This window comes from Pinisolibacter sp. DMC19, assembly GCF_056313985.1.
In genome coordinates this window covers 247,019-262,055 of sequence record NZ_JBQUZF010000003.1, presented here as the reverse complement: position 1 = coordinate 262,055, position 15,037 = coordinate 247,019, and the positions used below count along the sequence as shown (strand labels likewise).

Below are 15,037 nucleotides of genomic sequence, written 5' to 3'. Positions count from 1 at the left end.
GCACCGCGCCCTTCCTACCGATGTCGCGCGCCGAAATGGACGCGCTCGGCTGGGACGCCTGCGACGTGATCCTGGTGACGGGCGATGCCTATGTCGACCATCCGAGCTTCGGCATGGCGGTGGTCGGCCGCGTGCTGGAGCGTCAGGGCTTCCGCGTCGGTATCATCGCCCAGCCCGACTGGACGAGCCCCGAGCCCTTCCGCGCGCTGGGCAAGCCGACGATGTTCTTCGGCATCACCGGCGGCAACATGGACTCGATGGTCAACCGCTACACGTCCGACAAGCGGCTGCGCCACGACGACGCCTATACGCCGAACGGCGAGGGCGGCAAACGCCCGGATCGCGCCGTCATCGTCTATTCGCAGCGGGTGCGCGAGGCCTACAAGGACGTGCCGATCGTGCTGGGCGGCATCGAGGCGAGCCTGCGCCGCATCGCCCATTACGACTACTGGTCGGACAAGGTCCGCCGCTCGATCCTGGTCGACGCCAAGGCCGACATCCTGCTCTACGGCAATGCCGAGCGCGCCCTCATCGACGTCGCCCATCGCATCGCCAAGGGCGAGGACCCGTCGTCCTTCGACGACGTCCGCGGCGTCGCGCTGATCAAGCCGGCGGTGCCCGAGGGCTGGACGGTCGTCCCCGCCGACGATCTCGACAGCGCCGACGACGGCGCCCGCAAGTCCGGGCCTGCGTCGGTGGTTCGGCTGCCCGCCTTCGAGCAGGTGGCGACCGATCGCGAGGCCTATGCGCGCGCCTCCCGCGTGCTCCATCGTGAATCGAACCCCGGCAACGCCCGGCCGCTGGTGCAGCGTCACGGCGACCGCGAACTGTGGCTGACGCCGCCGCCGGTGCCGCTCGAGACGCCCGAGATGGACGCGGTCTACGAGCTGCCCTACGCCCGGGCGCCGCATCCCTCCTACGGCGACGCCAAGATCCCCGCCTGGGAGATGATCCGCTTCTCGGTGACGATCATGCGCGGCTGTTTCGGCGGCTGTTCCTTCTGCTCGATCACCGAGCACGAGGGCCGGGTGATCCAGTCGCGGTCGGAGAAATCGATCGTCGAGGAGATCGGCAAGGTCCGCGACAAGACCGAAGGCTTCACCGGCATCATCTCCGACATCGGCGGGCCGACCGCCAACATGTGGCGCATGGCCTGCAAGGACAAGGAGACGGAGGCGCTGTGCCGCAAGCCGTCCTGCGTCTTCCCCGACGTCTGCCAGAACCTGAACACCAGCCACGACGACCTGATCAAGCTCTATCGCAAGGCGCGCGAGGTGCCGGGCGTGAAGAAGGTCTTCGTCGCCTCGGGCGTGCGCTACGACCTCGCGGTGAAGTCGCCGGCCTACATCAAGGAGCTCGTCACCCACCACGTCGGCGGCTATCTGAAAATCGCTCCGGAGCACACCGAGGACGGCCCGCTCTCCAAGATGATGAAGCCGGGCATCGGCACCTACGATCGCTTCAAGCAGTTGTTCGACGCGGCGGTGCAGGCGGCGGGGAAGAAGTACTTCCTCATCCCCTACTTCATCGCCGCCCATCCCGGCACCACCGACGAGGACATGATGAACCTCGCGCTGTGGCTGAAGAAGAACGGCTATCGCGCCGATCAGGTCCAGACCTATCTGCCCTCGCCGATGGCCCTGTCGACGGCGATGTACCACACCGGCGTCAACCCGCTGAAAGGTGTGCGCCACGGCGGCTCCGAAGAGGTCGACACGGTGAAGGGCCTGCGCCAGCGCCGTCTGCACAAGGCCTTCCTGCGCTACCACGATGCCGAGAACTGGCCGCTGCTGCGCGAGGCCCTGAAGGCGATGGGCCGCGCCGACCTGATCGGTCCCGGCAAGCACCATCTCGTCCCCAACTGGCAGCCCGCCGGCACCGGCAATTCCGGCGGCGAAGGCATGCGCATGGGCCGCAAGAAGGGCGAGCAGGTGTTCCTGACCAAGGGCGGCGACAAGGCCGTGCTCGGGCGTTCGGGTGGCGAGCCGGGCGCGGGCAGGCGCCCGGCGGCACCGGCACGCCCGGGTCAGCCGTCGCGGCCCGGTCGCCCCGGCCCGTCGGGCGGACCGAAGCGGCGGGGCTGAGGTCCGCGGAAGTCGGGAAAATCGATCTGCCGGACCTGCGGCAGAGGGCCTTCATCCTGAGGTGCCCGGCCGGAGGCCGGCCTCGAAGGGTGAAGGCCCGAGTGGCAAGGTCCGTCGTGGCTTCACCCTTCGAGGCCCGGCGTTGCCGGGCACCTCAGGATGAAGCCGAACAGAGAAGGGGTCGCCGTCGCGTCGTCCGCCGCCGTCACTCCGCGAAGCGGGCCACGGGCACGTATCCCGCTATCCAGTCGCGATGCGGCGAGACGCGGGCGAACCACGAGCTGTCGCCGTACTGCGCCTTGCCGGAGCCGTTGGAATTGATGCCGACGATCCGCCACTGGCCGCCGATCTCGAGCCAGGCCGAGCCGCCGCTGTCGCCGGAGCCGAGCAGGCCGACCATCCGGTCGGCGGGCTTGTTGGAACCGCCGTAGGGGTTCTCGATCGAGCCGTCCTCCTTGGGCAGGAAGACGCCCATCCAGTTGCCGAGATCGCCCTTCTTCTTCTTCAGCCCCGCGGGATCGACGAACTGGTCGACCACGCCGCGCGCCGCCGCCTTGTCGGAGCCCTCGTAGAACTTCGCCTGCTCGCCCTTGGAGCCGATGCCGCGATTGCCGTAGCCGACGAAGGTGATCGTCTTGCCCGCCTCGCTGCCGCCGGCGTGGATCAGCGGCGGCTCGCCGAGCCCCTCGATCGGCTTCTTCAGCCGGATCAGCGCGAGGTCGAAGCCGGTGCGGGTCTCGGTGTCGCCGTTCCACTTCGGATGGATCACCAGCCGGTCGGCCTTGAGGATCTCGCCCTTCGGCCCGCGCACGACGTAGTCGTCGGTCGAACCGGGCAGTTCGAAGATGTGGGCGGCGGTGAGGATCCAGGCATGGCCCTCGACGTTGCCGATCCAGGTGCCCGACGCCTCGCCCCAGGCGCCGTCGGGTGTGGCGAGCGCCAGCACGGCGCGGAACTGCGGCTCGGCGGCGAGTTTCAGATGCGCCTTGAAGCCCGCGGTCTCGCGCCCCTTGGCGCCGCCCTCGGCCTTCCAGGTCGAATCGAGGATGACCACGGCTGAGGCGGGCGACGCCGCGAGCCCGAGCGCGACGAGTGCCGCCGCCATCCCTCCGAAACGTCCCGTCGATCGATCCATGCCGTCCATCCCTCGTTGATCGTCCGATGTTTCCCGGTGGTACCCGGTTCCCTCAGCCTCGCCGCAGGCGGTCCTTGAGCGCAAGCACCTTCGCCTCGAAGAGGTACCAGGAGAGGCTGGCGAGGCCGACCGACACCGGCGCCATCACCGCGAAGTCGACGATGTTCCGCGGCAGGCCCGTCGCCTCGCTCCAGGCGCCGAGCGGCAGCCAAGCCTCGGCGAAGACGCCGACCGGCAGATGGATGACGTAGAGCCCGTAGGAGATCAGGCCGAGATATTTGAACGGGCGGAGTTCGAGCACCCGCGTCAGGCCGCTCTCCGGGTTCTGCAGCACGTGGATCATCACCACCGACAGCGCCGCGACCGAGCCGAGTTGCAGCACGACGTAGGGCAGATGGAAGCCGACGGTGCGCTCGGCGATCGGATAGCAGGCGAGCGCCACGATCACCGGGGTCGCGGCGAGGAGCATCGCGGTCGAGCCGATCCAGCGCGGGGTGCGGGCGCGTTCGAGCGTCATCAGGGCGCCCGCCGCCATGAAGACGAAGCCGTTGGCCGGCGAGGTGTAGAGCGTGATCATCTCGTAGCCGAGCGCCTGGAGCCCGGCGATGGCGGCGAGGCACAGCAGGATCGTCGCGATCATCAGCTTGGTGTGCAGCCGCGTCGGCAGCAGCACCACCAGCGGCGCGAAGAAGACGTAATACTGCTGCTCGACCGCGAGGCTCCACACATGGGTGAAGTCGCCCCAGCGGTAGGTGACGAAGCCGAGCAGGAAGTTCTGCAGATAGGCGAGATACCACCAGAGCTCGCCGACGATCTCGCCCTGGCGGAAGACGACGTCGAGGACGACGAAGACGCCGAGCCAGAGATAGTAGGCGGGGAAGATCCTGAGCGCCCGGCGGATCCAGAAATCGGTCAGCGCCGGGCCGATCGAAAGCCTGCCCGCCTCGATCGCCTCGCGCGAGCGATGCAGGATGCCGGTGATGAGGAAGCCCGACAGGATGAAGAAGAGGAACACCGACAGGCCGCCGATGTCCGTTCCCATGATCAGCGAGTGATGGATGACGACGGCGAAGGAGGCGATGCCTCTGAGCCCGTCCAGTCCGAGATATCGCCCGTCGGTCTTCGTCCCGCTCATCGTCGCCCCGTCATCCCGCGTCGAGCGAAGCCGTGCACGATCGGCGCGGCGAGTTCAAGGCGGCAATCGGGTGAAGGCGCGACGCGGCCCGTCGCAGGCCGGACTCACGAAGCTCTGACTCTTTCGGCCTCTTGCAGAGGCCCTTCATGCTGAGGCGCCCGGCGCAGCCGGGCCTCGAAGCGCGAAGGGCCGAGAGGCACGGCCCGTCGTGGCTTCGCCCTTCGAGGCTAGCTCCGCTCGCACCTCAGGGTGAAGCCGAACAGGGCAAAGGGCTGGAACTTCGTACGCAACGCCTCACGTGCCGCGCGGCTTCGCCCGTGTCGTCGGGGCGGCGGCGGCCGGGTCGTCGGGCCAGACGTGGCGGGGGTAGCGGCCCTTCATCTCGATCTTCACGTCGCGCCACGAGCCGCGCCAGAAGCCGGGGAGATCGCGCGTCACCTGGATCGGCCGATGGGCCGGCGACAGCAGTTCGACGAGCAGGCTCACCCGCCCGTCGCAGATCGCCGGATGGCGGTCGAGGCCGAAGAGTTCCTGCACCCGGATGGAGATCGCCGGACCGTTCTCGACCTCGTAGTCGATCGGCACGTTGGAGCCGGTCGGCGCGGTGAAATGGGTCGGCGCCTCGCGGTCGAGAAGACGCCGCGCCTCCCAGTCGACCAGTGCGTCGAGCCCGTCGAAGACGTCGCCCTCGGTGATGTCGGCGGGCGAGGTGCGCCCCAGCACATGGGGCGCCAACCAGTCTTCGAGAGTGGCGAGAAGCGTCTCCTCCGAGAAGTCCAGCAGGCCGGGAAGCCCGGCGCGGCGGACGTATTCGACGCGGTGGCGCAGGCGCTCCGCCGCCTTCGACCACGGCAGGCTCGCGAGCCCCTTCGCCCGGACGGCTTCCATCAGCGCGCGGGCGACCAGCGCCCTATCGGGCTTCTCGATCGGCTTTTCCGACAGGATCACCCGGTGGAAGCGCCGCACCCGCCGCGCCTTGACCCGCGACGCGGTGGCATCGAAGCGCACCTCGTCCTCTTCCACCACATGGGCGGCGAAATCGGCTTCGATGTCGGCCACCGACAGGGGGGCGGCGAGAAGGATGCGAGCCTCGCGCGCGGCACCCTGCATCTCCGCGACGGCGAGGAACGGCTGGCGCGCCAAAGCCTCATGCGCTTCCATCTTGCCGCCGCGGCCGTTGGCGAGGCGGAAGGCGCCGGTCGCGCCGCGCGCCTGGGCGACGCGGTCGGGATAGGCGAGGGCGAGCAGGCGGCCGCAGTCGGCGAGATCGCCGGAGAACTCGTCGCTCTCGGCGCGGCCGGCGAGCGCCGTCCAGCGCGCGGCGAGGCGGCGGGCGTCCTCGGCGCGGGGGGCGCGATCGGCCCGCAGGCGACGGACGCGCTCCTCGAGGTCGACCGACGATCCGCCGAGGCCGGGGTCGGAGACGATGGCGGCGATCTCGGCCGCGAGCTTTCCCGCCCCGCCGGCGACGCCACGGCGCACCATGTGGGCGAGACGCGGGTGGAGCGGCAGGCGGCGCAGGCGCCGGCCCTCGTCGGAGATGCGGCCGTCGGCACCGAGCGCGTCGAGATCCTTCAACAGCGCCACCGCCTCGTTCCACGCCGGCTCCGGCGGCGGATCGAGGAAGGAAAGCGTCGTCGGATCGCTCACGCCCCATTCGGCGAGATCGAGGACGAGGCCGGCGAGATCCGCCTCGAGGATTTCCGGCCGATCGAAGGCGGCGAGGCCGACGGTCGCCGCTTCCGGCCACAGCCGCCAGCAGACACCCGGCTCGGTGCGCCCGGCGCGGCCGCGGCGCTGGTCGGCGGAGGCGCGCGAGACGCGCACCGTCTCGAGCCGCGTCATGCCGGTGTCGGGCTCGTAACGCGGCACCCGCGACAGACCCGCATCGACGACGACGCGCACGCCCTCGATGGTGAGCGAGGTCTCGGCGATCGACGTCGCCAGCACCACCTTGCGCCGGCCGGGGGCGGCCGGGCGGATGGCGCGGTCCTGTTCGGCGGGCGGCAAAGCGCCGTAGAGGGGGGCGAGATCGACGCCCTCCCCGACCTGGCCCGAAAGCGCCTCGAGCGTGCGGCGGATCTCGGCCTGACCGGGCAGGAAGACCAGCACCGAGCCGGGGTCCTCATCGAGGGCACGCAGCACCGCCGCCGCCACTTCCGCCTCCAGCCGGGCGTCGGTGCGGCGGGGGAGATGTTTCGTCTCGACCGGGAAGGCTCGGCCTTCCGAGGTCACCAGATCGGCGTCGCCGAGGAGATCGCGGACGCGGGCGCCGTCGATCGTCGCCGACATGACGAGGATGCGCAGATCGGGCCTGAGCGCACCCTGCGCGTCGAGCGCCAGCGCCAGACCGAGATCGCCGTCGAGGCTGCGCTCGTGGGCCTCGTCGAAGATCACGCAAGCGATGCCGGCAAGCTCCGGATCGTCGAGAATCATGCGGGTGAAGACGCCCTCGGTGACGACCTCGATCCGCGTCTTGGCCGAGACCTTGGCGTCCATCCGCACCCGGTGGCCGACGGTCTCGCCGACCGCCTCGCGGAGCATCGCGGCCATGCGGGCGGCGGAGGCACGCGCGGCGAGCCGGCGCGGCTCGAGCATGACGATGCGGCCGTCGCCGCGCCACGGGGCGGCGAGCAGATCGAGCGGCACGCGCGTCGTCTTGCCGGCGCCGGGCGGGGCGACCAGCACGGCGTTGGGCGCACGCGCGAGGGCTTCGCGCAGCGCCGGCAGCGCGGCCTCGATCGGCAGGTCGGACGGGGGGACGACGACGGACATGGTGTTTCTCTAGAGCATGTTCCGATCGGGCTGAACCAGCCCGATCGAAAAGAATTTGCTCCGAGGCGAAGCGAGAGGCACGGCGCGGTCGAGGGGCGCGGCACCCACGTAAACCACGTTCGCAGATCGTTCCGCCGCGTCGTTGTGGCGTCGCCGCGGCCCGCCTATCATTCCGGCCTCGAAACGATGGATCACCCAACCCGATGCCGGTCGACCTTCGACCTTCCCAGGCGCTGAAACTCTGGCACGACGTCACGCTCGATCTGGTGCGCGACGGCGATACCGATCTGACGGCGCGGCAGACGGCGATCCTGCTGACGGTCTATCTCGAGCCGCCGCCGCACACGGTGCGCGGCCTCGCCGCCAAGCTCGGCGTGACCAAGCCGGCGATCACACGCGCCCTCGACACGTTGGGCGAACGCGGCCTCGTCGACCGCCGCCGCGACGAGAGGGACAAGCGCAACGTGCTGATCCAGCGCACGGTCGACGGCGCGCTCTTCGTCGAGAAGATCGGCGACGACATCGTCAAACGGGCGAAGAACCTGCCGCGCTGAGGCCGGCCGCCTATCGCGTCAGCCGGGCGAGGATGCCGCGCGCCCCGGCGACAGCCATCTCCCAGGTCCGCTCGAAGCCTTCCGGCCCGCCGTAATAGGGATCGGGCACGTCCTCGCCCTCGCGGCCGGGAACGTGATCGAGCAGCAGCGACAGCCGCGCCGTGGCGTCGCGCGGCGCGATGCCGGCGAGATCAGTCAGGTTCTGCCGATCGAGCGCGACGATCTCGTCGAAGCGGAAGAAGTCCGTCGCCTCGACCTTGCGGCCGGCGTAGGTGTCGATCGACACCCCGTGCCGCCGCGCCGTCGCCCGCGCGCGATGGTCCGGCGGTTCGCCGATGTGCCAGCCGGAGGTGCCGGCACTGTCGACGGAGACGGCGACGCCCGCCGCCTCGGCTTCCAGCCGCAACGCGGCCTCGGCCAGCGGCGACCGACAGATGTTGCCGAGACAGACGAAGAGGACGGAGGGGGATTTCAATTCAGACCACCATGGCGGACGAAGGTCCCAACAATGTTGATTACGCTGTCGATTTTGCCCGACAAAACAGCCCACAATCCAACATACACCTTCCAGTTCGCAGCGCTCTTTCCTAGTTCTGCAACAAAAGAATCGGCGAATTTGGCAAATCTATCACCAATCCATCTTGCAATTTTCGAACTTTCACCCTCTAAAACTTTAACTTTTCCTTCTACTGTCCCAACGTCGATAGCAGAATTCGTTGTAACAAAATCTCTCAATTCGATAAGCTGTTGCTTTATCTCCAATATGGAAACGTCTTCTGGTGCACTCCAAACAGCACCGCTATTGTGGCCATATCCAATATCCTGAGCAATGCGCCGCTCGAAAATTTCAATTTCGGTGATCTGTAAAATCGCAGCATTTACGCTGTCCGATATGGATTTAACGGCTTCGATACGGGCACTTTCACTTGATCCGTCCAAATTTTCCGCATCTCTTTTTCTAACCAACTTCCCCCTGTCGACGAAGTAATATCGAAACGCATCCCCCTTTGCCAAAGAGCGAAAAATCGACACGTTATCAAATTTAGTCTCCTCATTTACAATGACACCATCAAAGGAACACTGTTCGTCAATATGCGATGATGAGAAATTGGCAAATGAAAGATCAGAATTCTTAAAAATCGTCCCAGAAAAAGCGCAATCCTTAAATTCGGCACCAATCAATACACAATCATTGAATTCAGAATCCGAAAAAAGGGTACTAAGTCCCGCGGTAACGTTGCGTAAATTTGATCCAACAAATTTCACATTATCAATTCTGGCTAAATCGAATGCGCATCCACTTAGGTTTACGTTCAGGAACTCACTCCCCTCCAAATATGAATTACTGAAATCACATCCAGAGAGATCCAAGTTGGCAATCTTTTGCCCCCTTAAATCTCTATTTACCATGTCTTTTTCGCCAGCAATTAATGCCGCCAAATCAGATTCATCAGCCATGTTGGCAGTCCTGAAATATAGGTGCTGATTCCGATTGAAGTCAGAAAACCACCAGTCAATCGAATTTCGCGCGAACTCCGCCATGGCTCAACTGGTTTTCGCGGTTCCGCCTCAGTAATCCACCTTCACCAGATACAACCCCGCGCTCGGCGCCACCGCCCCACACGCCGTGCGGTCGGCTGCGGCGAGGGCGGCGGCGAGGCGGGCCTCGTCCCATTTGCCTTCGCCGACGAGTTTCACCGAGCCGACCATCGAGCGCACCTGATTGTGCAGGAAGGAGCGGGCCGAGGCGCGGATCTCGATCAGGTCTTCCGAGACGCGGGCGACGTCGAGCCGGTCCAGCGTCTTCAAGGGGCTCTTCGACTGGCAGTGGGTCGAGCGGAAGGTGGTGAAGTCGTGGTGGCCGACGAGGATCTTGGCGGCGCGGTCCATTGCCTCGGCGTCGAGCCGGGTCGGCACGTGCCAGGCCCGGTTCAGCTCCACCGCCAGCGGCGCGCGGCGGTCGATGATGCGGTAGAGATAGTGGCGCGCCTTGGCCGAGAAGCGGCTGTCGAAGTCGGGCGGCACGATCTCGACCGAAATCGCGGCGACCGGCGCCGGCTTCAGGTGGAAGTTGATCGCGTCCATCAGCTTCGACGCCGGCCAGTCGCGATCGACGTCGACGTGGATCACCTGACCGGTCGCGTGCACGCCGGTGTCGGTGCGGCCGGCGGCGCGCACGGTGATCGGGCCTGCGTGGAGCTTGGCGAAGGCGTCTTCGAGTGCGCCCTGCACCGACGGGCCGTTCGCCTGTCGCTGGAAGCCGACGTAGGGCGTGCCGTCGTATTCGATCGTCAGCTTGAAACGGGGCATCAGAGCAACCGGGCGCCGGGGGCGAGTTTCATCGCGTCGAAGGCCTGTCGGGCGGGCTGCGGTCGGCCGCCGGCGCGCTGGACCTCGACGAGGCGGATCGCGCCGTCACCGCAGGCGACGACGCCGTCGCGGTCGAGGATCTCGCCGGGGGCGCCGCTGCCCGAAGCCAGCGTCGAGCGTAGCACCTTCAGCCGTTCGGTCTTGCCGCTGACCGTCGCCTCGCACCAGGCGCCGGGGAAGGGCGAGAGGCCGCGGGCGGTGTCGTGGACGTGCTTCGCCGGGTTCGCCCATGCAATGCGCGCCTCGGCCTTGTCGATCTTCTTGGCATAGGTGACGCCCTCGTCCGCCTGCGGCCGGGTCGCGAAGGTGCCGGCCTCGAGCGCGGCGAGCGCCTTCACCATCAGGTCGGAGCCGAGGGCGGCGAGGCGGTCGTGCAGGTCGAGCGTGGTCTCGTCGGGGCCGATCGGCGTCTCGGCGCTCATTGCGACCGGGCCGGTGTCGAGGCCCTTCTCCATCTGCATGACCTCGACGGCGGTCGCGGCATCGCCGGCCATGATCGCCCGCTGGATGGGGGCTGCACCGCGCCAGCGCGGCAGTTTCGAGCCGTGCAGGTTGAGGCAGCCGAAACGCGGGGCGGCGAGGATCGCCTCGGGCAGGAGGAGCCCGTAGGCGACGACCACGCCGACGTCGGCGCCGTGGGCGCGGAAGGCGGCGGCGGCCTCCTCGCCCTTGAGCGAGACGGGGTTGAAGACCGGGATGCCGAGCGCTTCGGCGCGGGCATGGACCGGCGACGGCGTCAGGGCCATGCCGCGACCGGCGGGACGCGGCGGCTGGGAATAGACCGCGACGACGTCGTGGCCGGCGGCGTGGATCTTCTCCAGCGTCGGCACGGCGAAGTCGGGGGTTCCCATGAAGACGATCTTCAACGGCATGGCGGCCTCGGTCTTTCGAGTTCGCCGAGTGAATGCCCCGCGCGCCCGCCGGGGTCAAGGACGGGCGGATCTCGCTGGCTCCGCGCTGGCGCGCGATACCCTTCATCCTCCCTTCGGGCACCTTCTCCCGCAAGGGGAGAAGGGAGGCGCGCGCAGCGCCTCCCCGCAACCCTCAGCGCGGCGCGACGACGGTCTGGACCTGTTCGCCCAGCCCTTCGACGGCGACGCGCATGGTCTCGCCGACCTTCAGGAAGATCGGGTCGGGCTTGATGCCCATGCCGACGCCCGGGGGCGTGCCGGTGGTGATGACGTCGCCGGGTTCCAGCGTCATGAACTGCGACACGTAGGAGACGATCTCGACGACGTCGAAGATCATCGTCTTGGTCGTGCCGTTCTGGCGGACGACGCCGTCGACGGTCAGCGTCAGGCGCAGGTCCTGCGGGTTCGGCACCTCGTCCTTCGTCACCAGCCACGGGCCGATCGGGCCGAAGCCGTCGCAGCCCTTGCCCTTGTCCCAGGTGCCGCCGCGCTCGATCTGGAACGAGCGCTCCGAGATGTCGTTGACCGTGCAATAGCCGGCGACGTGGGCGAGCGCGTCCTCGCGCGCGACGTAGGAGGCGCGGGTGCCGATGACGATGCCCAGTTCGACCTCCCAGTCGAGCTTGGTCGAGCCGCGCGGCATCGGCACGTCGTCGTTGGGGCCGGCGATGCAGGAGGTCGCCTTCATGAAGAGCACCGGCTCCTTGGGCAGCGGCATGCCGGCTTCCGCCGCGTGGTCGGCATAGTTGAGGCCGATCGCCAGGAACTTCGGCACGCGGCCGACGCAAGGGCCAATGCGGGCGCCCTCGGGGGCGAGCGGCAGGGATGCCGGATCGATCGCGGCGAGGCGGGCGAGGCCCTCGGGGGCGAGCACCGCGCCGGCGATGTCGTCGACAACGCCGGAGAGGTCGCGGACGCGGCCGTCGGCATCGAGAAGGCCGGGCTTTTCCTGGCCCTTCGGGCCCCAACGCAGAAGCTTCATGACGGATCTCGCCTCGTTCGATCGGCCCCGGCGCGACGGCGCGGGACACGGGTTCCCGCCATCGATACCACGCCCGTCGTCCGGCGCCAGCGGGACCCACGCGGAGCCGGGCCGCAGGAAACCGGGATCGGAAATTCCGATAGGCTTGGCCTATCGAAAAAACAGAGACAATCTATTTGAACGATGTCGACCCGAACGCTAGCCTGCACTCACTCGGCGATGGGACCACCCCGCCGCCGGGCCGGAAAATGCGGTCTCTCGCTGCCGATTCCTCGCCCCTCGGGCGGGGACGGAACGGGGGGCTTCGAGGCGGGCGCCGCCCGCCGGGTTCGACAGGCCATTCGGCCGACAAGGAGAAACACGATGCCGATCATCAATTCGGAAGTGAAGCCGTTCAAGGCCACCGCCTACCACAACGGCAAGTTCGTCGAGGTCACCGAAGCCGACCTCGTGGGCAAGTGGTCCGTGTTCGTCTTCTATCCGGCCGACTTCACCTTCGTCTGCCCGACCGAGCTCGGCGACCTCGCGGACGTCTATCCGGACTTCCAGAAGATCGGCGTCGAAGTCTACTCGGTCTCGACCGACACGCACTTCACCCACAAGGCCTGGCACGACGCCTCGGACACGATCAAGAAGATCAAGTACCCGATGGTCGGCGACCCGACCCATGCCATCTCCCGCAACTTCGACGTCCTGATCGAGGAAGCCGGTCTCGCGCTGCGCGGCACCTTCGTGATCGACCCGGAAGGCAAGATCAAGGTCGCCGAGATCCATGACCTCGGCATCGGCCGTGACGCCAAGGAGCTCTATCGCAAGGTCGTCGCCGCCCAGTACGTCGCGTCCCATCCGGGCGAGGTCTGCCCGGCCAAGTGGACCCCGGGCGAGGCGACCCTCAAGCCGTCGCTCGAGCTCGTCGGCAAGATCTGATCCTGCGATCCGACACGGTCGTCCGGGGCATGCGCCCCGGACGCGCCAATCCGGCCTCGCGCCGCCCCTTCCCTCCCCGACATCGAAGGCGACGACGAGCCGTCGGGGCACACCGCTCCCGACGCTTCCTCCTCACGTTCGAAATTTCATCCTCCCGGAGACGCGTCATGCTCGACGACGGCATCAAGGCCCAACTGACCGCCTACCTCGAGCGCCTCAAGCGCCCGATCGAACTCGTCGCCTCGCTCGGCGACGACGAGGGCTCGCGCCAGACGGCGGAGCTCGTCGCCGACATCGCCGCCTGCTCGCCCCTCGTCACCGCCCGCACCGACGGGACGGACGCGCGCAAGCCGTCGTTCTCGATCGGCCTCGCCGGCGAGGCTCCCCGCATCCGCTTCGCCGGCCTGCCGATGGGCCACGAGTTCACCTCGCTGGTGCTCGCCCTCCTCCACACCGGCGGTCACCCGCCGAAGGAGGCGGAGGCGACGCTCGATGCGGTCAAGACGCTCTCGGGCTCCTTCGACTTCGTCACCTACGTCTCGCTGACCTGCCAGAACTGCCCGGACGTCGTCCAGGCGCTCAACACCATGGCGGCGCTGAACCCGAACGTCCGCCACACCATGGTCGACGGCTCGATGTATCAGGCCGAGGTCGAGCGCGAGAAGGTCATGGCGGTGCCGACCGTGATGCTGAACGGCGCCCCCTTCGGCCAGGGCCGGATGAGCCTCGACGAGATCGTCGCCAAGCTCGACACCGGCGCCGCGGAACGCGCGGCGGCCGAGATCGCCGAGAAGGACGTGTTCGACGTCCTCGTCGTCGGCGGTGGCCCGGCCGGTGCCGCGGCTGCGGTCTATGCGGCGCGCAAGGGCATCAAGACGGGTGTCGTCGCCGAGCGCTTCGGCGGCCAGGTGCTCGACACGATGGCGATCGAGAACTTCGTATCGGTCTCGCACACCGAGGGGCCGAAGCTCGCCGCCGCCCTCGAGGCGCATGTCTCCGACTATGCCGTCGACATCATGAAGCTGCAGAAGGCGACCGCCCTGATCCCGGCCGCCTCCGCCGCCGACCCGATCGAGGTGAAGCTCGCCTCCGGCGCCTCGCTGAAGGCGAAGTCGGTGATCCTCTCGACCGGCGCCCGCTGGCGCGAGATGGGGGTTCCGGGCGAGGCCGACTACAAGGCCAAGGGCGTCTGCTTCTGCCCCCATTGCGACGGGCCGCTGTTCAAGGGCAAGCGCGTCGCGGTGATCGGCGGCGGCAACTCGGGCGTCGAGGCGGCGATCGATCTCGCCGGCATCGTCTCGCACGTGACGTTGATCGAGTTCGATTCGAAGCTGCGCGCCGACGAGGTGCTGCAGAGGAAGCTGCGCTCGCTTCCAAACGTCACCATCCACGTCTCGGCGAAGACCACCGAAGTCATCGGCGACGGCGAGAAGGTGACCGGCCTCCGCTATGAGGACCGCACCACCGGCGAGATCCACGAACTCGGGCTCGAGGGCATCTTCGTGCAGATCGGCCTTCTGCCCAACACCGAATGGCTCGACGGCAGCGTGCGGCTCTCCAACCGCAAGGAAATCGAGATCGACGCCCGCGGCGCGACCTCGGTGCCGGGCGTCTTCGCCGCCGGCGACGCGACGACCGTGCCCTACAAGCAGATCGTCATCGCCCTCGGCGCCGGCGCCACCGCCGCGCTCTCGGCCTTCGATCATCTCATCCGCAACTGACGACGCGGGCTGGTCAGTTACCTGACCAGCCCGCTCCATGCGCCGTGGCCGGAAGGACTTGGAACAAGCTATTCGATGTTACCGAGAACGATAGTGAGCGCGGACGCGCTCATGACGGCAATACCGCCAGCGACGGTACGAACGAACATAGATCATGATCGTGCCTCCCAAACATGAGGGGTTGCGGGTCTGGGGAGAGCATGCGAATCTAGCGGTGTGCAGGGCTAGAAATCGGGCTCAACCCCGGTTGCTTGGCCAAATTTGGCCGATCTTCGTGACGCGAAGGTCGGCCTTTTTTATTGCCCCATCACGCTGCGGCCAGTGCGTTAGGGGCGATTAGGGCTGGATCATTGATGTCTCCTCGCCTGCCGGCCTCGGCAGTGAACCGTTATTACGTCTACATCGCCGATTCGTCAACTGGTACTCGCGTTAAAAGCGTTTTC

11 protein-coding genes and 1 pseudogene are annotated in these 15,037 nt (G+C 67.5%); 4 read left to right on the top strand and 8 right to left on the bottom strand.

Translation table 11 applies throughout. The features are described 5' to 3' along the window. Positions 1–5: 5 nt before the first annotated feature. Positions 6–2,084: pseudogene (locus ACT53U_RS09355) on the top strand (YgiQ family radical SAM protein); the annotation flags it as partial. Positions 2,085–2,289: 205 nt separating this feature from the next. On the opposite strand, the gene ACT53U_RS09350 reads toward ACT53U_RS09355, so the two are convergent. From ACT53U_RS09350 to hrpB, 3 genes are all read right to left on the bottom strand, one after another. Then, positions 2,290–3,219: a trypsin-like serine protease gene (locus tag ACT53U_RS09350; RefSeq protein ID WP_476154420.1), complete on the bottom strand. Its 930-nt coding sequence runs from the start codon at positions 3,217–3,219 to the stop codon at positions 2,290–2,292. A gap of 52 nt (positions 3,220–3,271) precedes the next feature. Next, entirely contained in the window at positions 3,272–4,354 is a 1,083-nt protein-coding gene (locus ACT53U_RS09345; RefSeq protein WP_476154418.1) for an acyltransferase family protein, read from the bottom strand. Positions 4,355–4,648: 294 nt separating this feature from the next. Then, positions 4,649–7,129, bottom strand: a complete 2,481-nt coding sequence (hrpB, locus tag ACT53U_RS09340) for an ATP-dependent helicase HrpB (RefSeq protein WP_476154417.1) — start codon at positions 7,127–7,129, stop codon at positions 4,649–4,651. Between the two features lie 203 nt (positions 7,130–7,332). On the opposite strand from hrpB, the gene ACT53U_RS09335 reads away from it, so the two are divergent. Beyond that, positions 7,333–7,683, top strand: coding sequence for a MarR family transcriptional regulator (locus ACT53U_RS09335; protein WP_476154415.1), 351 nt, complete (start codon positions 7,333–7,335; stop codon positions 7,681–7,683). A gap of 10 nt (positions 7,684–7,693) precedes the next feature. Here the strand turns inward: ACT53U_RS09335 and ACT53U_RS09330 are convergent, their stop codons facing one another. From ACT53U_RS09330 to ACT53U_RS09310, 5 genes are all read right to left on the bottom strand, one after another. Then, positions 7,694–8,158 (bottom strand): low molecular weight protein-tyrosine-phosphatase, encoded by a 465-nt coding sequence (locus ACT53U_RS09330; protein ID WP_476154414.1) that lies wholly within the window; start codon positions 8,156–8,158, stop codon positions 7,694–7,696. Further along, on the bottom strand, positions 8,155–9,141 hold the full coding sequence (locus ACT53U_RS09325) for a pentapeptide repeat-containing protein (protein WP_476154412.1): 987 nt from the start codon (positions 9,139–9,141) through the stop codon (positions 8,155–8,157). The genes ACT53U_RS09330 and ACT53U_RS09325 overlap by 4 nt, the downstream gene beginning before the upstream one ends. A gap of 111 nt (positions 9,142–9,252) precedes the next feature. Then, positions 9,253–9,993: a tRNA pseudouridine(38-40) synthase TruA gene (truA, locus tag ACT53U_RS09320; RefSeq protein WP_476154410.1), complete on the bottom strand. Its 741-nt coding sequence runs from the start codon at positions 9,991–9,993 to the stop codon at positions 9,253–9,255. Next, positions 9,993–10,919 carry a methionyl-tRNA formyltransferase gene (gene fmt / locus ACT53U_RS09315; RefSeq protein WP_476155044.1) on the bottom strand — a complete coding sequence of 309 codons (927 nt, stop codon included), beginning with the start codon at positions 10,917–10,919 and terminating at the stop codon, positions 9,993–9,995. Before fmt ends, truA begins: the two co-directional genes overlap by 1 nt. 178 nt (positions 10,920–11,097) lie before the next feature. Next, complete coding sequence (locus ACT53U_RS09310) at positions 11,098–11,946, bottom strand: fumarylacetoacetate hydrolase family protein (protein WP_476154408.1); 849 nt, start codon at positions 11,944–11,946, stop codon at positions 11,098–11,100. Positions 11,947–12,309: 363 nt separating this feature from the next. Between ACT53U_RS09310 and ahpC the strand changes: the two genes are divergently transcribed. Both ahpC and ahpF read left to right on the top strand, forming a co-directional pair. Further along, on the top strand, positions 12,310–12,873 hold the full coding sequence (gene ahpC, locus ACT53U_RS09305; RefSeq protein ID WP_476154406.1) for an alkyl hydroperoxide reductase subunit C: 564 nt from the start codon (positions 12,310–12,312) through the stop codon (positions 12,871–12,873). Between the two features lie 167 nt (positions 12,874–13,040). Beyond that, on the top strand, positions 13,041–14,594 hold the full coding sequence (ahpF, locus tag ACT53U_RS09300; RefSeq protein WP_476154404.1) for an alkyl hydroperoxide reductase subunit F: 1,554 nt from the start codon (positions 13,041–13,043) through the stop codon (positions 14,592–14,594). Positions 14,595–15,037: the final 443 nt, after the last annotated feature.

What these genes read in the sequence shown, in the direction of transcription:
- ACT53U_RS09350 (WP_476154420.1), bottom strand. Translation starts at nt 3,219, where the DNA reads ATGGATCGATCGACGGGACGTTTCGGAGGGATGGCGGCGGCACTCGTC.
- ACT53U_RS09345 (WP_476154418.1), bottom strand. Translation starts at nt 4,354, where the DNA reads ATGAGCGGGACGAAGACCGACGGGCGATATCTCGGACTGGACGGGCTC.
- hrpB (WP_476154417.1), bottom strand. Translation starts at nt 7,129, where the DNA reads ATGTCCGTCGTCGTCCCCCCGTCCGACCTGCCGATCGAGGCCGCGCTG.
- ACT53U_RS09335 (WP_476154415.1), top strand. Translation starts at nt 7,333, where the DNA reads ATGCCGGTCGACCTTCGACCTTCCCAGGCGCTGAAACTCTGGCACGAC.
- ACT53U_RS09325 (WP_476154412.1), bottom strand. Translation starts at nt 9,141, where the DNA reads ATGGCTGATGAATCTGATTTGGCGGCATTAATTGCTGGCGAAAAAGAC.
- truA (WP_476154410.1), bottom strand. Translation starts at nt 9,993, where the DNA reads ATGCCCCGTTTCAAGCTGACGATCGAATACGACGGCACGCCCTACGTC.
- ACT53U_RS09310 (WP_476154408.1), bottom strand. Translation starts at nt 11,946, where the DNA reads ATGAAGCTTCTGCGTTGGGGCCCGAAGGGCCAGGAAAAGCCCGGCCTT.
- ahpC (WP_476154406.1), top strand. Translation starts at nt 12,310, where the DNA reads ATGCCGATCATCAATTCGGAAGTGAAGCCGTTCAAGGCCACCGCCTAC.
- ahpF (WP_476154404.1), top strand. Translation starts at nt 13,041, where the DNA reads ATGCTCGACGACGGCATCAAGGCCCAACTGACCGCCTACCTCGAGCGC.